The sequence below is a fragment of the Pseudogracilibacillus sp. SE30717A genome, from assembly GCF_037071985.1.
In the GTDB taxonomy this organism is placed as follows: domain Bacteria; phylum Bacillota; class Bacilli; order Bacillales; family Amphibacillaceae; genus Pseudogracilibacillus.
Genome location: NZ_JAXHDF010000009.1, coordinates 117,878 through 138,585, shown reverse-complemented (window position 1 = coordinate 138,585; position 20,708 = coordinate 117,878). Strand labels below are relative to the sequence as shown.

Annotated in this window: 19 protein-coding genes, 1 pseudogene and 1 riboswitch; of the genes and pseudogenes, 17 read left to right on the top strand and 3 right to left on the bottom strand. The window is 36.1% G+C overall.

Going from position 1 to position 20,708, the window contains the following annotated elements; all coding sequences use genetic code 11:
• Positions 1 to 71 precede the first annotated feature (71 nt).
• Positions 72 to 893 carry a formate dehydrogenase accessory sulfurtransferase FdhD gene (gene fdhD, locus SPD48_RS15085; protein ID WP_442962163.1) on the bottom strand — a complete coding sequence of 274 codons (822 nt, stop codon included), beginning with the start codon at positions 891 to 893 and terminating at the stop codon, positions 72 to 74.
• A 1,029-nt stretch (positions 894 to 1,922) separates the two neighbouring features.
• On the opposite strand from fdhD, the gene SPD48_RS15080 reads away from it, so the two are divergent.
• The 13 genes and pseudogenes from SPD48_RS15080 to SPD48_RS15020 all read left to right on the top strand — a co-directional run.
• Positions 1,923 to 2,750 carry an MIP/aquaporin family protein gene (locus tag SPD48_RS15080; protein ID WP_336258961.1) on the top strand — a complete coding sequence of 276 codons (828 nt, stop codon included), beginning with the start codon at positions 1,923 to 1,925 and terminating at the stop codon, positions 2,748 to 2,750.
• Positions 2,751 to 2,773: 23 nt separating this feature from the next.
• Positions 2,774 to 4,267 (top strand): glycerol kinase GlpK, encoded by a 1,494-nt coding sequence (gene glpK / locus SPD48_RS15075; protein ID WP_336258960.1) that lies wholly within the window; start codon positions 2,774 to 2,776, stop codon positions 4,265 to 4,267.
• Between the two features lie 126 nt (positions 4,268 to 4,393).
• The gene (gene dhaK, locus SPD48_RS15070) at positions 4,394 to 5,392 is read left to right on the top strand and encodes a dihydroxyacetone kinase subunit DhaK (RefSeq protein ID WP_336258959.1); all 999 of its coding nucleotides are present in this window, start codon (positions 4,394 to 4,396) and stop codon (positions 5,390 to 5,392) included.
• Between the two features lie 15 nt (positions 5,393 to 5,407).
• Entirely contained in the window at positions 5,408 to 6,031 is a 624-nt protein-coding gene (gene dhaL, locus SPD48_RS15065) for a dihydroxyacetone kinase subunit DhaL (protein ID WP_336258958.1), read from the top strand.
• Positions 6,032 to 6,403: a dihydroxyacetone kinase phosphoryl donor subunit DhaM gene (gene dhaM / locus SPD48_RS15060; RefSeq protein ID WP_336258957.1), complete on the top strand. Its 372-nt coding sequence runs from the start codon at positions 6,032 to 6,034 to the stop codon at positions 6,401 to 6,403. It begins immediately after the preceding gene.
• 448 nt (positions 6,404 to 6,851) lie between these two features.
• Positions 6,852 to 8,066, top strand: coding sequence for a formaldehyde dehydrogenase, glutathione-independent (gene fdhA, locus SPD48_RS15055; RefSeq protein ID WP_336258956.1), 1,215 nt, complete (start codon positions 6,852 to 6,854; stop codon positions 8,064 to 8,066).
• Positions 8,067 to 8,294: 228 nt separating this feature from the next.
• Complete coding sequence (locus tag SPD48_RS15050) at positions 8,295 to 9,518, top strand: acyl-CoA dehydrogenase family protein (RefSeq protein WP_336258955.1); 1,224 nt, start codon at positions 8,295 to 8,297, stop codon at positions 9,516 to 9,518.
• Complete coding sequence (locus SPD48_RS15045) at positions 9,496 to 10,371, top strand: transporter substrate-binding domain-containing protein (protein ID WP_336258954.1); 876 nt, start codon at positions 9,496 to 9,498, stop codon at positions 10,369 to 10,371. Before SPD48_RS15050 ends, SPD48_RS15045 begins: the two co-directional genes overlap by 23 nt.
• A 309-nt stretch (positions 10,372 to 10,680) precedes the next feature.
• Entirely contained in the window at positions 10,681 to 11,373 is a 693-nt protein-coding gene (locus tag SPD48_RS15040; protein ID WP_336258953.1) for an amino acid ABC transporter permease, read from the top strand.
• A 12-nt stretch (positions 11,374 to 11,385) separates the two neighbouring features.
• Complete coding sequence (locus tag SPD48_RS15035) at positions 11,386 to 12,102, top strand: amino acid ABC transporter permease (RefSeq protein WP_336258952.1); 717 nt, start codon at positions 11,386 to 11,388, stop codon at positions 12,100 to 12,102.
• A gap of 11 nt (positions 12,103 to 12,113) precedes the next feature.
• Positions 12,114 to 12,869: an amino acid ABC transporter ATP-binding protein gene (locus SPD48_RS15030; protein ID WP_336258951.1), complete on the top strand. Its 756-nt coding sequence runs from the start codon at positions 12,114 to 12,116 to the stop codon at positions 12,867 to 12,869.
• A 99-nt stretch (positions 12,870 to 12,968) separates the two neighbouring features.
• On the top strand, positions 12,969 to 14,111 hold the full coding sequence (locus tag SPD48_RS15025) for a YeiH family protein (RefSeq protein ID WP_336258950.1): 1,143 nt from the start codon (positions 12,969 to 12,971) through the stop codon (positions 14,109 to 14,111).
• Between the two features lie 42 nt (positions 14,112 to 14,153).
• Positions 14,154 to 14,450: pseudogene (locus tag SPD48_RS15020) on the top strand (aminotransferase class I/II-fold pyridoxal phosphate-dependent enzyme); the annotation flags it as partial.
• Positions 14,451 to 14,530: 80 nt separating this feature from the next.
• Here the strand turns inward: SPD48_RS15020 and SPD48_RS15015 are convergent.
• Entirely contained in the window at positions 14,531 to 15,019 is a 489-nt protein-coding gene (locus SPD48_RS15015) for a QueT transporter family protein (protein WP_336258949.1), read from the bottom strand.
• Positions 15,020 to 15,027: 8 nt separating this feature from the next.
• Positions 15,028 to 15,072, bottom strand: a riboswitch (PreQ1 riboswitch).
• A 304-nt stretch (positions 15,073 to 15,376) separates the two neighbouring features.
• Here SPD48_RS15015 and SPD48_RS15010 point away from each other — a divergent pair.
• The 4 genes from SPD48_RS15010 to SPD48_RS14995 all read left to right on the top strand — a co-directional run bounded on the left by SPD48_RS15010 (position 15,377) and on the right by SPD48_RS14995 (position 18,409).
• The gene (locus SPD48_RS15010) at positions 15,377 to 15,550 is read left to right on the top strand and encodes a hypothetical protein (protein ID WP_336258948.1); all 174 of its coding nucleotides are present in this window, start codon (positions 15,377 to 15,379) and stop codon (positions 15,548 to 15,550) included.
• A 153-nt stretch (positions 15,551 to 15,703) separates the two neighbouring features.
• On the top strand, positions 15,704 to 16,387 hold the full coding sequence (locus SPD48_RS15005; protein WP_336258947.1) for a response regulator transcription factor: 684 nt from the start codon (positions 15,704 to 15,706) through the stop codon (positions 16,385 to 16,387).
• On the top strand, positions 16,388 to 17,737 hold the full coding sequence (locus tag SPD48_RS15000) for a HAMP domain-containing sensor histidine kinase (RefSeq protein WP_336258946.1): 1,350 nt from the start codon (positions 16,388 to 16,390) through the stop codon (positions 17,735 to 17,737).
• A gap of 90 nt (positions 17,738 to 17,827) precedes the next feature.
• Entirely contained in the window at positions 17,828 to 18,409 is a 582-nt protein-coding gene (locus SPD48_RS14995; protein ID WP_336258945.1) for a PepSY domain-containing protein, read from the top strand.
• A 58-nt stretch (positions 18,410 to 18,467) separates the two neighbouring features.
• Here SPD48_RS14995 and SPD48_RS14990 read toward each other — a convergent pair whose 3' ends face one another.
• Positions 18,468 to 20,588: an MMPL family transporter gene (locus tag SPD48_RS14990; RefSeq protein WP_336258944.1), complete on the bottom strand. Its 2,121-nt coding sequence runs from the start codon at positions 20,586 to 20,588 to the stop codon at positions 18,468 to 18,470.
• Positions 20,589 to 20,708: the final 120 nt, after the last annotated feature.

Genomic DNA, 20,708 nt, shown 5'->3' with positions numbered 1-20,708 from the left:
GAGGGATTTTTTGATTCATTTTGCAAATAAAAAGACAACCATACAAATAGATGGCAGTCTATCGAAATAAATTATTCACTTTTCATAACACTATTTGTTTCTTTTACACGATCAGCATGAGTATAGACATTCATTTTATTACCTCTAGTAAATCCAATAGTAGTTATTCCTAAGTCGTCAGCTAATTCCAATGCTAAGTTTGTTGGTGCTGAAGTAGAGATAATGATTCCAATCCCCATTTTAGATATTTTCAATAATACCTCTGAGGAAATTCGTCCGCTGAAAACAATTACTTTATCTTTTACAGATTGACGTTGTTCAATGATGTATCCGTAAATTTTGTCTAATGCATTATGTCTTCCAATATCAGTTCGGATTTCTAACAATTTGTCTATTGTACAGAGAGCTGCATTATGGACCCCACCAGTTTTTTTAAAGTGTCGGGAATTTTCTTGTAAAAGATTCATCAGGTGTAAACATTGTTTTACCGTAATCGTTAGAGAATGCGTTATCGTTCGAGCTGTTTGGACATCACTCTTGAAGTAAAATTGACGGCTTTTTCCGCAACAAGAACCAATGAATCTCTTCGAATGATCGACTTCGGAAGGAGGTAGAGGCTTTGTTAATTCAATATGAGCGAAGCCACGGGCGGAATCTACGTGAATATGCTTTATATCATCCATTCCGCGAATTACTCCTTCTGAAGCAAGGAATCCAATAGCCATTTCCCGGATATTTTGCGGTGTACAAACAATGGTTGCAAATTCCTTTCCATTAAGCATAAATGTTAAAGGAAACTCGTTAGCAATGATATCTTCTGTAAAAGTAATCATTTCCCCTTCAATTTTAAATGCTTTCCTACCTTGATAAATGGGTTGATCGATTTTAATCATCCTCCTAATTTGACTCTCTTTTTAAACGGAAAAAACGATAGTGGATCACTTTTAAAATTATAATTATAGACTATAGCTTGTAAGATTCGTACATATTCATATTCTAGAAAGAATATAATTGGATAACGATTAGAGAATTGTCAATTGTTGTTAGGTGAAGATATAGAGAATATCTAAGCCTACAATGGTGGAGATCAATATCGCTCTATGCCAGTTTTCTAATATGTTATGTAACTCAACTTTTGCAGCGTAAATAAACCTTGGTAGTATCACAGAGTTTATAGATTTTCTTGGTTTAATTTTCGAGTAACTGGTTACTTGAAAATATAACTATATTCCAAGATATTTTATCGTTGTATTTGATATACACTGCGACATAACTGACGATGTAATTTGCATACCGCTGCGGAAATATGTTTCGCTTTCCATGGGCGGCTGTTGAGCCTTCTTGTGCTACGCACTGCGAAGTCTCATCTAGGCCTATGCTCCCATAGGAGTCTCCACATATTTCCTTCGCTGGGACGATCACTGTTCACTGAACAACAATACTTTCTATCTATTAAATAAAATTTACATGCTAGCGTAGGAAAAATACGAAGACTCCTGGAGGAATAGCGACAGGGGAACGCAGACTAAGTACGCCACGTCCTGTGGCAACGTCTGCACTAGTACATCCTGTACATCGGAAGATATCCCTGTAGCTCCTCGTTAACGAGAAGCTACAGAAGTAGATCGCCGTGCCTGTGGTGAAAGCAATGGTCCGTAGCGGAAAACAACCTGCAATTACTGCGCAGTTTCTATCTTTTTGCGAAAGTTGAGTCATGTAATAAATGGTAAGTTCGTTCGTACATAAATAATACCATAACTGCATTAACAACTCTAGATGATCTTTTCTATCATTAAAAGTATCCGACATAGCTTAAATCCCGTCTCTACGGAACTTACATTTTAATGAGTAGTCCTCTGTCGTATGGGTTTACTCATACCAGAGTCGATTATGATAAAAATTTCAAAAAAGGGGTGTTTACATTGTCGGAATTTATGGGAGAGTTATTAGGTACAATGGTATTAATTATTTTCGGGGTTGGCGTTGTTGGCGGAGTATTGTTAAAATGGTCAAAAGCGGAAAATGCTGGTTGGGTCGTTATCACGTTGGGGTGGGGACTTGCAGTTGTTATGGGTGTCTATGTCGCAGGGACAGCATCTGATGCACATATTAATCCAGCTGTCACACTAGGTTTGGCATCGATTGGAGAATTTTCATGGGATAAAGTACCAACATATATTGCTGGTCAGATGATTGGTGCAATGATTGGTGCAGCAATTGTATTTTTCAATTATTTGCCTCATTGGAGAAAGACAAAAGACCAAGCAGCAAAACTCGCAGTATTTTCAACGGCTCCAGGGACATCTGAAGAAGTCAGAAAACCGTTACAAAACTTAGTTAGTGAAATGATTGGCACATTTGTTTTATTATTAGGACTATTATTTATTGGTGCAAACACTTTTTCAGAAGGATTAAACCCTATTGTCGTCGGATTACTAATCGTCGTGATCGGTATGTCGCTTGGTGGAGCAACAGGATATGCAATTAATCCTGCGCGTGATCTAGGTCCGAGAATAATGCACGCAATTTTGCCGATTCCAGGTAAAGGGGATTCTGATTGGAATTATTCATGGATTCCCGTAGCTGGCCCGATCATTGGAGGGGTTTATGGCGCGTTGTTTTACAATGCTGTATTTGCAGGTGAGCTAACCCCATTCTTTTGGGTAGTAACTGTTTTAGTAGCCATTATTTTAGCTAGTGCTGCTGTTAATGAACTTAAGGGTAATGAAGTAACAAAAGAAGGAAAATAAGATTAGATAAAGGAGAAGTAAATATGAGTGAAAAGTATATTTTATCGTTAGACCAAGGAACAACGAGTTCACGTGCTATTTTATTTAATCATGAAGGCGAGATTGTGGAAACTGCTCAACAGGAATTTGAACAATTTTTTCCGAAGCCTGGATGGGTTGAACATGATGCTAATGAAATCTGGACATCCATTTTAGCTTGTATTGCCGGTGTTCTACGGAAAGCTGATGTGGGGCCGGAACAAATTGAAGGAATTGGAATAACGAATCAACGAGAAACGACTGTGGTGTGGGATAAACATACCGGCAAGCCGATTCATCGCGCAATTGTTTGGCAGTCACGGCAAACGGCAGATATTTGTACGGAGTTAAAAGAACAAGGATATGAAGATCTGTTCAGGGAAAAAACAGGCCTATTAATTGACGCTTACTTCTCTGGAACAAAAGTAAAATGGATATTAGATCATGTAGAGGGAGCAAGAGAAAAAGCAGAAAACGGGGATTTATTATTCGGAACAATTGATACATGGCTTGTATATAAACTTTCAGGTGGAAAGGCTCATGTAACAGACTATTCCAATGCATCTAGAACGTTAATGTTTAACATATATGAATTAAAGTGGGATGAAGAGTTACTTGAGGTTTTAACGATTCCTAAAAGTATGTTGCCTGAAGTAAGACAATCATCTGAGGTTTATGCTACTACAATTAATTATCACTTTTTTGGTCATGAAGTTCCGATTGCCGGAATTGCAGGAGATCAGCAAGCAGCGCTTTTCGGGCAAGCATGTTTTGAATCTGGGATGGCTAAAAATACGTATGGAACTGGATGCTTTATGTTAATGAATACAGGAGAAAAAGGAGTTGCTTCGGAGCATGGTCTCCTAACAACATTAGCATGGGGAGTAGACGGTAAGGTTGAGTATGCATTGGAAGGAAGCATTTTTATTGCAGGTTCGGCTATTCAATGGCTTCGTGATGGTTTGAGAATTATTGAAAGTGCTCCAGACAGTGAAGGTTTTGCCGCGAAAGTTGAATCGACTGACGGTGTTTATATGGTACCCGCGTTCGTTGGGTTAGGTACTCCTTATTGGGATAGTGATGCACGTGGCGCTGTGTTTGGTATTACGAGAGGAACAAGCAAAGAACATTTTATTCGTGCAACGCTTGAGTCCCTTGCTTACCAGACGAGGGATGTTCTTGACGCCATGATAGCAGATTCAGGGATTGAGTTAAAATCACTTCGAGTAGATGGTGGAGCTGTAAAAAATGACTTTTTAATGCAATTTCAAAGTGATATGTTAGGATGTCCGGTAGAAAGGCCGGTTGTACAAGAAACTACCGCTTTAGGCGCCGCCTATTTAGCAGGACTCGCCGTCGGTTATTGGGACAGTAAAGAAGAAATCGCTAAACAATGGCAAAATGAACAGACATTTGAACCCGTTTTCGCTGACGAAGAACGTGAAAAATTATATGCAGGCTGGAAAAAAGCAGTAGAAGCAACACGAGTGTTTAAATAGATTACAGGAGGCCGTCTTTCTCTTAGAAGGCTGGTCTCCATTATTTATTTTGAATTAGTTGTGTAATATCTTGTAGGTAGAATATGATAAGGATAGAGAATGACTTTTAAACGAGGAGGAAAAGCGATGAAAAAAATTATAAATGAACCTACCGAAGTAGTTCAAGATATGATTGCTGGTATGGTTTTAGCGGCACCTCATAAGATAAAGCAAATCGAAGGGACGACTGTACTGGCGAGAAAAGATACACCGGTTAAAAATAAGGTCGCATTAATTAGCGGCGGAGGAAGCGGTCATGAACCGGCACATGCAGGCTATATCGGGAAAGGAATGCTCGATGCTGCAGTACTTGGTGAAGTATTTACGTCCCCATCTGTAGACCAAGTTTATGAAGGAATTAAAGCAGTAGATAGTGGTGAAGGTGTTTTATTAATTATCAAAAATTATACAGGTGATGTACTAAACTTTGAAATGGCAGCAGAGCTTGCTGAAGCAGAAGGGATTCAGGTTGCTCAAGTTATTGTAAATGACGATGTAGCCGTAGAAGATAGTTCATTTACGACAGGGAGAAGAGGAATCGCAGGTACTGTATTTGTACATAAAATTTCTGGAGCAAAAGCTGAGATGGGAGGCACATTAGAAGAAGTAAAAACAGTTGCGGAAAAGGTAGTAAATAATGTCCGTTCAATGGGAATGGCAATTAGTCCATGTGCTATTCCGGCAGCGGGAGAACCTAGTTTCACGTTGTTAGAAGACGAAATGGAAGTAGGGATCGGGATTCATGGGGAGCCAGGAATTGAACGGAAAGCGATTACTACAGCAGACGAAATAGCATCCGAACTGGTGGAGAAAATTTTAAATGATCTGGATATCAAGAAAAATGAAGAAGTTGCTGTCATGATTAATGGCCTGGGAGCCACGCCGGAGATGGAACTGTTTATTATTAATAAAAAAGTACAAGAAATTCTAGCTGAACAAGAAATAAAAGTATATCAAACGTTTGTCGGAGAGTATATGACAGCTTTAGAAATGGGCGGATGTTCGGTAACACTATTAAAACTGGATGAGGAGCTTAAAGAGCTTCTAAGTTTTCCATCTGATGCAGCAAATTTTCTCGTTAAGTAATGGAGGCAATGGTATATGAATTTCAGCGTAAATAATGTAAAAGAATGGTTAAAAAAGACGAATAATTTAATTCAGGAAAATAAAAACTATTTAACAAAGTTAGATCAAGCAATTGGTGATGGCGATCATGGAATTAATATGGCAAGAGGATTCGATGAAGCGGTAAACGTAACGGATGATAAACAATATGACACGGTTGCTGATATATTAAAAGACATTGCGATGACAGTAATGTCAAAGGTAGGTGGAGCTTCCGGGCCATTATACGGTACGGCTTTTCTAAGACTCTCTCTCTCACTGAAGGGGAAAACAGAGGTTGGCTACGCTGACCTTACAAAAGCATTGGAGGACGGACTTAACGGAATGAAACAGCGAGGACGATCGGATGCTGGTGAGAAAACTCTTGTAGACGTTTGGGAACCTGTAGTCACGTTTATGAAGAAGAAAGACGCGGCGGATGCTGACGGATTGATGGAAATAGCGAAATCAGCGGTCGAAAAAACGAAAGATATTATGGCTACAAAAGGTAGAGGGGCCTACTTTAAGGAGAAATCTGTCGGTAATATTGATCCCGGCGCGATGTCTTCCTTTTACTTATTTTCTGCTTTAGCAGAGGTATTGAAAGGAGGAGGAGAATAATTGGAATATGTCGGAATCGTATTAATTTCTCATAGTGAAAAAGTGGCAGAAGGAGTTCAAGAAATTATACGACAAGTTATTCACGATGTCCCGATCGCAACCGCGGGCGGTACAGATGACGGAGAAATTGGAACAAGCATTGACAAAATAAATGCAGCAATAGACTCTGCTTATTCGGAAAAAGGGGTTTTATTATTTTATGATCTTGGTAGCGCCAAAATGAATGCGGAGCTAGCGATAGAATTTGCTGGAAGGGATAATATAAAATTAGTTGAAGCTCCTCTTTTAGAAGGATCGTATGTAGCAGCAGTCGAGTCCAGTACAGGAAAAGACTTGGGTACCATAATTCAAAATGTAACAAAGGATTTTTAATTTAGGTAGGAAAGTTGGGTGACTTTCCTACCTAAAATTTTTGAATTAGAAAGATTTAAGAGTTTAATAAATAACATTTATGTAAGCGGTAACAAATGTTAATCCTACTGTTTTGATGAATAGTGTAATAATTGTAAATGAAAGCATATATATTGTAATGAGGCTTGGGAAAGAGAAATTCAACTTGTACGGATCAACTAAAATTTAATATCGTTTAATTTCTCGATAGACGTCTTATTTAAACTTTATTACATAAGCAACGTTATCGTTAAGCTATTTTGCTCAGTTTGTCGAAACCAGTTTATAGAAATTGAGCAAGTACTACGTAGCTTATGTCCTTGCCTCTTTGCTTTGTACAAATAAAAGAGATATTGGGGGGATGCAAAAGTAAAAGTACATTTAGTTCATGAACGGCATAAAGGAATGAATATAGGGGGAGGAAAAATACATGTCAAATCGTGGAGTAGTTTATACAGGACCAGGTAATGTAGAAATACGTGATATTCGTTTTCCAGATTTAGTGTTACGAGAAGGTCCAGGAGTTCCTCAAAGTAATGTTGGTCGGAAGTGTGAGCATGGAGTCATACTTAAAGTAATAGCTACAAATATTTGTGGAAGTGACCAACATATGGTGCGCGGTCGGACAACCGCACCGGAAGGCTTAGTCCTAGGACATGAAATTACAGGTGAAGTTATAGAGGTTGGACGCGATGTAGAATTTTTAGCAAAGGGAGATATTGTCTCGGTTCCTTTTAATGTAGCATGTGGTCGCTGTATTACTTGTAGAAGACAAGACACACATATTTGTTTAAATGTAAATCCGGAACGACCAGGTGCAGCTTATGGTTATGTTGACATGGGTGGTTGGGTTGGAGGTCAATCTGAATATGTAATGGTTCCTTATGCTGATTTTAATTTATTAAAATTCCCTGATAAAGATCAAGCGATGGATAAAATTCTCGATCTAGCAATGTTAGCAGATATTTTTCCAACTGGATATCATGGTGCAGTTAGTGCGGGTGTTGGCGTTGGTTCAACTGTTTATGTTGCAGGAGCGGGACCAGTGGGACTCGCGGCAGCACATGCCTCACAATTGTTAGGAGCATCTGTGGTAATTGTAGGAGATTTAAAAGAAGAACGTTTAGCTCAAGCGAGAAGTTTTGGATGTGAAACGATTAATTTAATGGAACATGACGATGCCGGAGAACAAATTGAGCAAATCTTAGGGATACCTCAAGTAGATTGTGCAATTGACGCTGTTGGATTTGAAGCATATCAACATGGAACAGATCATGAAGAATCGCCAGCGGTTGTTTTGAATACGATGATGGATGTTGTACAGGCAGGGGGAAGATTAGGTATTCCAGGTTTATATGTTACAGAAGATCCAGGAGCAGTAAACGAAGCCGCAAAAATTGGTTCATTAAGTATTCGACTTGGATTAGGATGGGCCAAAGCACATCATTTTGTTACTGGACAAAGTCCAACGATGCGCTACCACCGTGATTTGATGAACGCAATTCTTAGTGGTAGAGCTAATATTGCTGAAGTAGTAAATGCTACAGTGATCTCATTGGATGAAGCTCCACAAGGGTATACAGATTTTGATAAAGGTGCATCTAAGAAGTATGTTATTGATCCGAATGGTTCCATAAAACAGTAATTAAGAAATGAAATTAAAAACCTGATTTTATTAGAAATCAGGTTTTTTTGTGTTGATGGAATTTAAAAAGTCGATCATAGAAGGCTTAGTTTGAAATACATATAAATTAATTATTTTCTGAAATAATTGGTTTTTGGGGTTGACTATATCTTAATTATCAATATATAATTAATCCAATCAATTTAATGTGTTTTAAAATGAGATAATAATATGGGGGCTTTAATTAACATGCAACAATTATTTATAAAAAATGATAAACAACGTGAATGGCTAAAACGATTAGCTACATTAAAAGAAGACATAAAAGGGCGTGCAGCATACAATGATGAAGAAAATGTCTTTCCAAGTAAGAACATTAATGCTTTACGGGAAATTGGCTATACAAAATTAACGTTACCAGAAGAATTTGGTGGGGCTGGATTTTCATTATATGATGCTATTCTTTTGCAAGAAACACTTGGCAGCTATGACGGTAGTACAGCACTGTCTGTTGGCTGGTCATTACTTACTGTTGGAGAATTATTTGAGAATCGATACTGGAATCCGGAAAAATTGGGATTTCTTGCAGAACGAGTAAATAATGGAGCCATCCTTAATCGAGCAGTAAGTGAAGTTGCTACAGGTAGCCCTATTCGAGGTGGTAGACCTGGAACGACTGCTAAACAAGTAAATGGTAAATGGAGGATTAATGGTCGTAAAAGTTATACAACAGCCTCTCCCGAATTGGATTACTTTATAACTTCTGCCTGGATTGAGGAAAAAGAGACAATGGGTTTTTTCCTAATTCCAAGAGAAGCTAAAGGCCTATCTATCGACGAGACATGGGATGTTATTTCTATGCGCGGTACAGGGAGTCATGATTTAGTGTTAGAAAATGTAGAAGTAAATGCTTCTGACTTGGTCGAAATTCCGAGTTATTCTACAGGTTTTAAGTTAAATGGATGGTTGCTAATTGTTCCTGCGACTTATCTAGGTATTGCACAGGCTGCAAGGGATTATGCCTTACATTTTGCTACAACCCATTCTCCGAATAGTATTAAAGGAACAATTGCACAATTACCAAATGTCCAGAATTTACTTGGTGAGATTGAATTAGAGTTAGCTGTAGCTCGTTTTAGCTTATATGGTGCCGCGGAATCATATCAAGAGGCAAAAAGAAACGGGATAGAACAGGACAATGAGAATAAAGAGGGTGGAGAACATATTGTAAATGCGGTTAATACTGCAAAATATGTGGTTACTAATTCTGCGATTAATATCGTCGATAAAGCGATGCGTTTAGCTGGTGCCAGAAGTTTACAACGTACGAATCCACTCCAACGTTATTATCGTGACGTTCGGGCAGGACTTCATAATCCTCCAATGGATGACATGACGATTACAAAATTAGCAGAAGCAGCTATTAAACATTCTGAAGGAGCAAATAAAAATGAAAAAGAAAAAGTTAATTAAGTCATTTTTTTTAAGTTTTGCTGCATTAATCATTTTATCAGCATGTGGAAGTGGAGAAAGCAGTTCCACAAGTAAAAATGATGAAAATACGAATAACGAAAATATAACAAAGATAAAAGTTGCCTTCACAATGGGTGGTAAGCCAATAACTTATGTAGATGATGACGGTAATCCTGCAGGTTATGATGTTGATGCTATGAAGCTTATAGATGAGAAGCTAGAAGACTATGAATTTGAATTTATCCCAACATCAGATGAGGATTTATTAATTGGTGTGGAGCAGGGAAAATATGACGTTGGTATTAAAAATACATTCTTTACAGAAGAACGTGAAAAAAAGTTTCTTTTTCCAAATGAATTTTTAGGATTAAGTAGTGCTGGTATTTTACTGAAAAAAGAAAATGAGCATATAAAAGATTTAAGTGATTTTGCAGCGGAAGACATGTCACTTGCTCCAATCGCAGCGAGTAATGCGCAATATACAGTTGTTGAAGAATACAATGAAGCAAACCCAGATAATCCCGTAAAATTAGTTGCAGGTGATGAGTTTTCTGTAGATGTTGTTCAATGGGTAAATGAAGGGCGTGCTGATGGTGGTATTTCTATTGAAGCAGCATTTAATGCACAAGTAGTAAATGAAGATGGACCATATCATAATCTGGTAGACGATGTAGTATATAACGAATTTGCAGTGATTAAGACATGGCCGATTTTTAATAAAAATCAACAAGAATTTGCAGATGCATATGATGAAGCAATGGCTGAAATACAACAAACAGATGCGCTTAGTGAATTAATGTTAGAACACTACGGTAAAGATTTATTTGAAGTATTAGATACTGTGAACCGTTAAATAGGCGAAATAAGGCTGTGGATAATAATCGAGCAGCCTTATTTTAGCGGATAAGAAAGTATAATACCTTTCTTACTGCATAAGTGCAACTAAGGCTTTCGCCATAAAAGCTTGCACTTAAGAGTTATAAGTGCTATATCGCCTTTGTCTACGGCAATATGGCTCCGAGGAAGGCCGATTAAGAACAGGCTTTGTGCATAACGTCGGCATATCCCTAGTGATGAGGGCATGTTTTCTTTAGCAATAAGCCTAGGTAGTTAATTCCCACAGTGGAAAGGGTTGAAGATTGTCTTGGAGAAATATTTTGATGTGAAATATATATTGGCTGCTTTTCCTGAACTATTGCCTTTTTTAAAAGTTACATTTTTTGTTATGGGTTTAGCAGTTTTATTTGGCACATTTCTCGGGTTGTTATTAGCATTTGCAAAAATGGGTAAAAATAAGTATTTACGTATTTTTGCAAATGGTTATACAACAATTATGCGCTGTACGCCATCTATTGTATTATTATTTCTTGTTTATTATGGTGTACCTGCTTTTTCGGAAGCATTATTTGGCCTGAATTTGCAAGATATTCATACGGGCGTTTACGTTGTGATCACATTTACGCTACAATTTGCCGCGATGATGTCTGAAGTATTACGCTCTGCGATTGAATCGATTGATCATGGGCAATATGAAGCGGCTGTAAGTGTCGGCTTAACACCTCTTCAAGCTTATTTTCGGATTGTATTTCCACAAGCTTTCGTAGTGGCTCTTCCCAATTTTGGTAACGGTTTGATTGCTATATTACAAGAAGGTGCTTTAGCTTACACGATCGGATTTGTTGATATTGTTGGGAAAGCAAATTTAATTATAGCTAGTAATTATGGAACCCATACATTAGAAGTTTTTATCGCTTTAGCTATCATTTATTGGATTTTGGCTATTGTTATTGAGAAAATTTTTGCTTTATTGGAACAATTTTTCAGCAAAGGTTCTCGCTTATTTAAAACGTCGTAGGGAGGGGATATGATGGATTTAAGTTTTATTGATTTACCTTTTTTAGTTGATACATTTTTTGTCGCTTTAAGTGGCGTTCCAATTACATTACTGGTTACAGCTGTTTCTTTACTCATTGCGATACCACTCGGATTTTTTCTTGCATTATCACGTATTTATGAAATACCAGTAATTAATAGAATAGCTAAGATTTATGTGTCATTTGTACGTGGCACACCAATTATTATTCAAATCTTTGTCTTATACAATAGTGTCCCTTTAATCCTTACAGGAATTTTTGAAACATATAATATAAATTACTCTGTTTATGATATTCATCCATTATGGTATGGATTTATCATTTTTTCATTTAATACAGCTGCTATTTTAATTGAAGTGTTCCGGTCGGCTTTAGGGGCAGTGGATAAAGGTCAACTAGAGGCTGCACAATCAGTCGGTCTAACAAACACGCAAGCTTACTTACGAATAGTGATTCCACAAGCATTAGTGGTCGCTGTACCAAATCTATGTACAGCTACAGTCAATTTAATTAAAGCTACATCATTAGGTTATGCGATATCCTTGCACGAGATAACGTTGAAAGCGAAAGTAGCAGCAAATGTTGGCTATAACTACGTAGAAGCGTATATTGATATTTTTATAGTTTACTTAATTTTATGTATGACAGTTGAATATTTATTTAAAGTATACGAAAAGCGCTTAAAACGTTTTAGATATGCTAAGGTTTAGGAGGTAAGGTCTTGCTAGAGATTAAAGATATTCACAAATCATTTGGTGATAATGAGGTAATAAAAGGCATAGATTTGAAGATTGATAAAGGGGATGTAGTCGTTATCCTTGGTCCAAGTGGTTCAGGTAAAACAACTTTATTACGTTGTCTTAATTTTTTGGAGTCCGCAGATAGCGGGAAAGCATACTATGGCGAGCTGCATGTGGATTTAAAATCTGTATCAAAAAAAGATATTAATAAGATTCGGCAAAAAACAGCCTTTGTTTTTCAAAACTACAATTTATTTAACAATAAAACAGCGTTAGAAAATGTAACGGAAGGCTTAATTATCGGGCGCAAAATTCCGAAAGGTGAAGCAAATGAAATAGCTAAAAAAGCTTTGAATAAAGTAGGATTATCAGAAAAATATAACTCTTATCCAAGTGAACTATCGGGAGGACAGCAGCAACGTGTTGGTATAGCTCGAGCGGTTGCATTAAGTCCAGATATAATTTTATTTGATGAGCCGACCTCTGCACTTGATCCAGAATTAGTGGACGAAGTTTTAACCGTTATGAAAAATATCGCAAATGAGGGTACAACGATGCTTGTTGTAACTCATGAAATGTCATTCGCCAAGGACGTTGCGAACAGAGTTATATTCATGGACGGTGGAATTGTTGTAGAAGAAGGATCACCACATGAAATCTTTGTTAATCCTAAAGAAGAACGAACAAAGAAATTCTTAAGGAGAGTATTACCCGAGGATTATACTTTTCATATTTAAATAAAATAGAATTGGCTTGAATCAGTCCCATGGCATAAAAACGAATAATACACTATAATCTTTTTATCTGTATGTAAAAGATTATTGGGGGAAAACACAATGGGAAAAATGAATATATCACAGCAAATAAAAACAGTAACCCCGGGACTTTTAATATGTTTCATCGTCACTATGTTAGGAATTTATTTGGCTGATTTGATTGGCATTTTACTAGTGTATATTAAGTTTTTACCAGCCGGGAGTGCCAGTCCAATTTCAGGAATATTTGTTTCCATTTTGATAGGAATAATCATTCGAAATTCAGTTGGTTTACATTATGTATTTATTGATGGAGTCAAGTTTGCTTTAAAGTATGCGTTACGGGCAGGAATAATTTTATTAGGATTACGACTTAGTCTAGTAGAAGCATTAAAGTTAGGTGCTTGGGGATTACCACTTATTATTATTTGTATTTCATGTGGATTGTTTATAACACTTTTCTTTACAAGTAAATTGAAGCAATCCAAAAGACTTGGAACATTAATTGCTGGAGGAACTGGTATTTGCGGTGTTACAGCAATTATGGCAATTTCACCTGTAGTAAAAGCGAAAGATAATGAAATTTCTTATGCAGTGGCTAATATTACGATATTTGGTTTAGTTGGTATGTTGTTTTATCCATATTTAGCAAATGTTTTTTTTAGTGAAGAGCCAATCAAAGCAGGATTATTTTTAGGAACATCTATACATGATACTGCCCAGGTAACAGGAGCTGCACTTATTTACAGCCAAATGTACGACATCGAAAAAGTAGTTGATGTAGCGACAGTTACTAAGTTAACGCGCAATTTATTTATTATAGCTGTTATTCCTTTTATTTCATATCTATTCTATAAAGGAAAGAGTAATCTAGGAAACGAAAAAATAATTCCTAAATGGTATAAGCTCGTACCACTTTTTGTAATCGGATTTCTATTTCTTTCTTTAATAAGAACAATTGGAGATATGTCAGCAAGCAATATAGGGAACGCTTTTGGTTTATTCCAACCGGAAGCATGGGAAGGTTTTTATAGTTTTTGGAGTTCCTTCGGCTCTAAATATATGCTGGGATTAGCGATGGCTGGGGTAGGGTTATCAACTGATTTTAAAATGTTTAAAGGACTTGGAATGAAACCATTTTATATTGGCTTAATTGCAGCGGTTTCGGTTGGTATAATTAGTCTTACGTTAGTGTCATTATTTGGCCATTTAATCGTGATTTAAAAGTATTTTTATTAATAGAAACGTAGAACCTTACAAGCAATTTTTGTTGAAAGATTAAATAAGACGTATGATTTACTTATGGAAACACCCGGTGTTACTTGTGTGAAACCAAAGGGAGCTTTTTATTTGTTTCCAAATGTAAAAGAAGCGGCCAATTTAAACGGATTTAAAACAGTAGATGCTTGGGTGAATGCATTGCTAGAAGATGAAAAAGTTGCGTTAGTGCCTGGATCGGGTTTTGGGGCTCCTGATAATGTACGCTTATCCTATGCTACTTCTTTAGATGTCTTAGAAGAAGCTGTTCGGCGAATGAAACGATTTGTCGGAAACAAGTCATAGACTGGAAGAAAGAAGTAAGCATAAAAAATCGTTGAAGAAGAATCCTTCAACGGTTTTTTATATTAAGTAACAGTAACCTATTATATTAAATTTTCGAGATCCAATCGTTTATTTATAAAATAAATGATAAAAATTGCAAGCAACATTGTAAGAAATTCACTAATTCCCAGTGTCAACCAGAGCATCATAAATGCATCTTTAAAATTGGCAAAAACCTTTAATAAATACGCGATGATAAACATGTTAAAAGAAAAGACAATGGTGTTTATCAACATTAATGAAATTTTGTTTTTAACCACTCGGGCAAATAATAGAGTGATCCCTAATGAAAGAGCTGTGTGAAGTACTCCGAAAATTAAATCTGCTTTTGTTGGAGACAAAATCAAATTAGAGATAAACACACCTAGTACAATACCGAAAAAATATTTCTTGTTAAAAACAATTAAATGATTAAAAAGTTCTGAAAGACGAAATTGTATGTTTAAAAAGCCAAATGGCGCAACAATCCACGTCACAACAAAATAGAGCGCTGCAATGAGCGCATTAATAATAAGCGTTTTAACCTTCATATTTAATTCTCTCCTTAGTTTTTTATCGTGGGATGGTTTCGAACCACGTCGTACAATTGCTTGTGATAAATAGTCACAATAGATAATTATACCATATATGTAGAAAAGTTTAAATTAAACTAGGATATTATCAATAGGTGGAGTGAATACACTATTAGTAAAAACATGACTTTTGCATGATTTACTATTAGAACTCAATATAATAAACTAGTTAAAAAACTATGGTGATTAAGTGAAACAACAAGAGAATGAGACGAAAAAATGGGATAAGATTTGGAATATCATCGGTCTTTCCTTTACAACGATTACTATTATAGGCGGATTGAGTTTAGTTTATTTTAAAAAATTGAGGGCATAATGGGAAATCCAGTAGGAAAATCCATCATGTTTACATATGTTGCAATCGCAACTTTTTGCATGGTTTACCCCGAAGTTCGGACAAGAACGGTTGGTTCGCCATTAAAAAAAGTCTTATCCACTTTTTTAGTGATAGCTATTGTTTTTACCATTTTTGCTATCACACGATTATAGTATGTTCAGTAAGGAATAAATAACAAAGACACTAAAAATGGTAGGATATCATTTGGCTCACTTTAATTAGTGAGTTTTTTATGTAGATAAAATGAAGTTAGCCTTGGTACAATAAAGATAACCTTTAAAGCCTCTAGTAAAGTAGGTGAAAACATGAAAAAGATTTTAATTGTTGAAGATGAAGAAAAATTGAGCAGAGTGCTTGAACTGGAATTAAAATATGAAAACTACGTAACAGGGATTGCTGATAATGGGAAAGAGGCCCTCCGTTTAATGAATGAAGAGAATTGGGATCTTGTCTTACTTGATATAATGATTCCCGAGTTAAGTGGTTTGGAAGTTTTACGTCGTTTAAGAAAAACAGATGATCATACTCCAGTCATTTTACTGACAGCACGTGATCAAATACATGATAAAGTTAGTGGACTTGATTTAGGAGCGAATGATTATGTAACAAAACCTTTTCAAATTGAAGAGTTACTTGCCCGTATTCGTGCTCATTTGCGAAAATCAACTAGCGATATGTCGGTGACAGATCTAGTAAAGGTTGGTGATTTATCGGTAGATTTACAAACAAGAGAAGTAACTCGTTCAGGAAATGGGATAGAACTTACGCCAAGAGAGTTTGATCTACTTGTTTACTTAATGGAAAATAAAAATATCGTATTAACGAGAGAACAAATCATGGAACAAGTATGGGGCTATGACTATATGGGAGATACGAATGTTGTAGATGTATATATTCGATATGTTCGGCAAAAAGTAGATAAAGGTTTTGATACCCATTATATTCAGACAGTACGTGGGGTAGGTTATACTATAAAGGACGTTACGTAGATGAAATTAAAGACAAAAATTCAATTATTCTCAAGTCTTTTTATGCTTCTGTTAATTGTTCTAGTAAATACGTCTATTTACTTTCTTTTTTATAAAATATCAAGTAATAATGAACTTGAACAATTATCGGAACAAACCAATTCTATTATCGAAACAATACGCGCGAATCCTGAAATTCCTAAAAATGAGTTATTACGTGCCTTTGTACCGAATAATGGACTGATTCGAGTCATTGATAAGGATAACCGTGAACTTATTTTAACGACAAAACGGAAGTCATATAGAGATTTACCTGTTCAATATTCTGAACGTGAAATAAGGAAAATTGTCAAAGACGATTCAGGATCTCCTATTGCTGTGATTGTTAAACCAATCATATGGGAAAACGGAGAAGTTGTGACGTTACAAGTAGCTAATTATTTATTTGCACTGGAAAGTACAATGCGCACTCTTTTTTATGTTCTCTTAGCCGCGTCCATTATTATGTTAATTCCATCAATGATCGCTGGAAACATATTAAGCCAATTTATCTTAAAACCAATCAAAGAATTAATTCATACGATGAAAGAAAATACAAAAGCCGAAAAGTGGAATACAATCGCCATTCAAAATAAATCAAAAGATGAATTGTTTGAAATGGAAAATACGTTTAATGATATGATTGCTCATTTAAGAGAGAACTTCGAAAAACAAGAAGTGTTCGTATCTGATGCTTCTCATGAATTAAAAACACCAATTTCGATTATAAAAAGCTATGCTGAATTATTGAAAAGACGTGGTAAAAGTCATCCAGAAGTATTTGATGAAGCTGTCGATGCGATCGACTCAGAGGCAGATCGTATGCAACAGCTTGTTAATCAGCTATTAGACCTTGCGAAGAATAAACAATCAGCTCCTAGTACTATTTTAGATTTAGTGAAATTGACAAAGAGAGTTACAAGCACGTTTCAATCTGCGTATAAACGGGACATTTATTTTGAAACAGATGTACAAGAAATGGTTGTAGAAGGAAATGAAGATCAGTTAGAACAAATTGTTTATATTTTACTAAGCAATGCGGTTCAGTATAGTGAGAAAGAAATTAACGTCTTATTAAATATAGAAAATGATACGGTAAGTCTCCAAGTTATAGATCGAGGGCCTGGAATTTCAAGTGAGGAGCAAAAAAGAATTTTTGATCGTTTTTATCGTGTAGATAAAGCAAGGACGAGAAGTCATGGAGGAACAGGGCTAGGATTAGCAATTGCGAAAGCCATTTCTATAGCACATCACGGTAGCTTATCAGTAAGGAGTGAAGAGGGAAAAGGTACAACGTTTATCCTTCAGTTACCATTAGTTAAAAGAAATTAATGGAGTTCTCATCATATTCTAATCTTCTTCACCACATCTTATCATTTATGGACGGTAAGATATAAGTATCAAGAATGAGGAGGAACAAAAATGAAGAAAAAAATAGCTATGCTTACTGGAGGTTTTGCAGTTTTACTCGTTTTAGGTTTTGGAATATACAAATCGGACGCATCTCAAGCGGATCCAAAGTTAAATTACGATGAAGTAACAGGGTTAATTTTATCACAATATCCAGGAACGATAACAGAAATAGAACTAGAAAAAGAAAATAATCGGAACGTTTATGAAATTGAAATTGTAAATGATGAAATGGAGTATGATCTAAAGGTTGACGGTAATTCGGGTGAAATAATTAACTTAAAAGAGAAAAAAGTAGCAGGTAATTTAGAAGATCAGAAGGGCAATGAAGAGAACTCTAAAAAACATGAAGAAACGAAAGTAGAAAAGAAAAAGAATGTTTCCAAAGAAAATAAAAATACGGTTATTGATGCATCAGATGCAATTACCATTGCTCTAAATGAATTTACAGGAACGGTAACAGATGTAGAATTTGATGAAGATGATGGTCGTTACAGTTATGAAATCGAAATTAAAGAAGATGGGCTAAAAGCAGAAGTTGAAATTGATGCAATGACAGGTGAAATAATTATTATTGAAATTGATGAAGATTAACAATGTGAAAATCCAACGTTCTAGCAAATTAGCGCTAGTTCGTTGGATTTCGTTTTAATTACGATTTATTTCTTTGCTTATTGAGATGTTTCTCACGATTACTTTGAAAAAGAATGAGTAAACCTGGCATCAGTACCCCTCGGATTAAAAAAGTATCCATTAGTATACCGATCGCTACGATGAAACCGAAAATTGATAATACTTCCACCGGCTGGGTTATTAGCACCGCAAACGTAGCCGCCAAAATTATACCTGCTGAAGATATGACTCCGCCTGTATGTTCTACTGCTTTTGCTACTGCTTCTTTAATTGGATATTTTTTCTTTTCTTCAAGGAAACGTGACACTAAAAAGATATTATAATCAATACCAAGCGCGACAAGGAAAACGAACGCATAGACAGGTACTCGATTACTGATCGAATGAACATCGAAAATAAAACCGCTTAAGTATGTTCCTAATCCAAGCGCTGCAAGGAATGAAAGTAAAATAGTGCTCATCATTAAAGTAGAAATAGATAAAGACCTCGTTAGAAAGATTAGCATTGAAAAGATGACGACTGTTTCAATAATAACAATGACAATAAGATCGCGGTTATTTACGTTCCGATTATCAACCGATGCGGCCGTTTCACCTGCAAAATATATGTCGCCTTTCATGTCTATATTGGTAAGAAGTTCTTTCTTTTTATCTATCAAGTCCTCTAAGGTGTCGATCGTTTGGACATCATACGGATCTTCTTTGAAAGTTAAATCATATTGAATTACATGATTATCTTTTGTAGTGTTTACGAGCCTGACAGAGTTTACGAGCTTATTTTCTTTTAGTGCCTCTGCAAGCTCTTGCTGTTTTTCTTCTGTCACCACTTCATCTGCTTCTACTATTACCGTCGTTGGTGCAAGTGCGCCTTTACTGAATTTTTCTTCTAAAATATCGTAACCGACCCGGGAAGGCATATCTTCTGGGAAAGATTTCATCGTATTGTATTCATACGTAATAGAAAAAAGCTGACTTGACGAAAGGACGAGAAAAGCTAAAATAATAACAACAGAAAAAATTGGTTTTGTTGAAACAAACTGGCCAACTTTTCTCCAAAAAGATGACGCCTTTACATCGTCCTCTCCAACGAGAGGAACTTTGGGCCAGAAGGATTTTCTCCCAAACAATGTAAACAGAGCAGGAAGAAGCGTAACTGATGATGTCATAACGACAAGAACAGCGATACAGAATATAGGTGCAAAGTTTTTATAATCACCAAATGTTGCTGTGAATAGCACGAGCATAGCTAAGAGGATGGTCGAACCTGAGTAAAAAATTGGTATTCCAATTTCCTTCATTGCAAGCTGCATTGCTTTATATTTATCTTCGTGCGTTTTTAATTCTTCTCGGAATCGTGAGAAGATAAATAAGGAATAATCAATAACAATTGCAAACAAGAGAATCATCATAATTGACAAAGATTGATTTGCCAGTTCAACCCCACTCATTCCGAGCAGTCCCAATAACCGGTCTGCAACAGCGTAGACGAAAACAGCGGCAAGCAAAGGAATTAGTGCAAGGAGCGGAGAACGGTATGTAAATATAAGCAATACTAAAATAATCCCAACTGTCGAAAATAAAAGTACAAGGTCTGCACGTGAAAATAAATCAGTTGCGTCGACTGCAATTCCAGCAGGACCGGTAACATAAGCCTTTAAGGCGGGATATGATTCTAATATCGGATAAATCTCTTCTAGTCCAACATTAATTTCTTTAGATGTTAAATCTTCCTCAAATAAAACCGGTAAGAATGCCGCCTCATTATCTTCTGAAAAAAACGTACTTGTCGCTTCAGGTGGTAACAAATGTAAAGGTATGACACTTTTTACGTATGGAATGTCGCTTTCTAACAGTTCCTCGGTAAGGGCACCGAGCTCATCAAGTGTAATTTCTTCACCTTCGAAGACGAGGATAGCTGGAACTCCATCATCTTCTTTAAAATATTCATCTACCTTTTTCTGGGCCTCTTCAGACGGACTAGTATCTGGATAAAGCTGACTAACATTGTTAACGGAATAGTCATTAGAACTTGGAGCAACAATCGATAAAATTATCGTCAGTAAGACCCAAATAGCTAGGGTAATCCATGCTCCTTTTTTGGTTGAAATCCGATCTGTAATCGTATGTATGAGTTTAAGCAATCTTCACACTCCTTAGATAAGATTCGCAAGCTCTCATTTAAACTATATTATTAATGTTCAACTAATATTATATACTATTAATATCAAGCTTAATTACAGCAATTTATTGAAAAGTTATCA

What these genes read in the sequence shown, in the direction of transcription:
- SPD48_RS14995 (WP_336258945.1), top strand. Translation starts at nt 17,828, where the DNA reads ATGAAGAAAAAAATAGCTATGCTTACTGGAGGTTTTGCAGTTTTACTC.
- SPD48_RS15035 (WP_336258952.1), top strand. Translation starts at nt 11,386, where the DNA reads ATGGATTTAAGTTTTATTGATTTACCTTTTTTAGTTGATACATTTTTT.
- SPD48_RS15010 (WP_336258948.1), top strand. Translation starts at nt 15,377, where the DNA reads ATGGGAAATCCAGTAGGAAAATCCATCATGTTTACATATGTTGCAATC.
- SPD48_RS15000 (WP_336258946.1), top strand. Translation starts at nt 16,388, where the DNA reads ATGAAATTAAAGACAAAAATTCAATTATTCTCAAGTCTTTTTATGCTT.
- dhaL (WP_336258958.1), top strand. Translation starts at nt 5,408, where the DNA reads ATGAATTTCAGCGTAAATAATGTAAAAGAATGGTTAAAAAAGACGAAT.
- SPD48_RS15015 (WP_336258949.1), bottom strand. Translation starts at nt 15,019, where the DNA reads ATGAAGGTTAAAACGCTTATTATTAATGCGCTCATTGCAGCGCTCTAT.
- SPD48_RS15025 (WP_336258950.1), top strand. Translation starts at nt 12,969, where the DNA reads ATGGGAAAAATGAATATATCACAGCAAATAAAAACAGTAACCCCGGGA.
- SPD48_RS15050 (WP_336258955.1), top strand. Translation starts at nt 8,295, where the DNA reads ATGCAACAATTATTTATAAAAAATGATAAACAACGTGAATGGCTAAAA.
- SPD48_RS15045 (WP_336258954.1), top strand. Translation starts at nt 9,496, where the DNA reads ATGAAAAAGAAAAAGTTAATTAAGTCATTTTTTTTAAGTTTTGCTGCA.
- fdhA (WP_336258956.1), top strand. Translation starts at nt 6,852, where the DNA reads ATGTCAAATCGTGGAGTAGTTTATACAGGACCAGGTAATGTAGAAATA.
- dhaK (WP_336258959.1), top strand. Translation starts at nt 4,394, where the DNA reads ATGAAAAAAATTATAAATGAACCTACCGAAGTAGTTCAAGATATGATT.
- SPD48_RS15005 (WP_336258947.1), top strand. Translation starts at nt 15,704, where the DNA reads ATGAAAAAGATTTTAATTGTTGAAGATGAAGAAAAATTGAGCAGAGTG.
- fdhD (WP_442962163.1), bottom strand. Translation starts at nt 893, where the DNA reads ATGATTAAAATCGATCAACCCATTTATCAAGGTAGGAAAGCATTTAAA.
- glpK (WP_336258960.1), top strand. Translation starts at nt 2,774, where the DNA reads ATGAGTGAAAAGTATATTTTATCGTTAGACCAAGGAACAACGAGTTCA.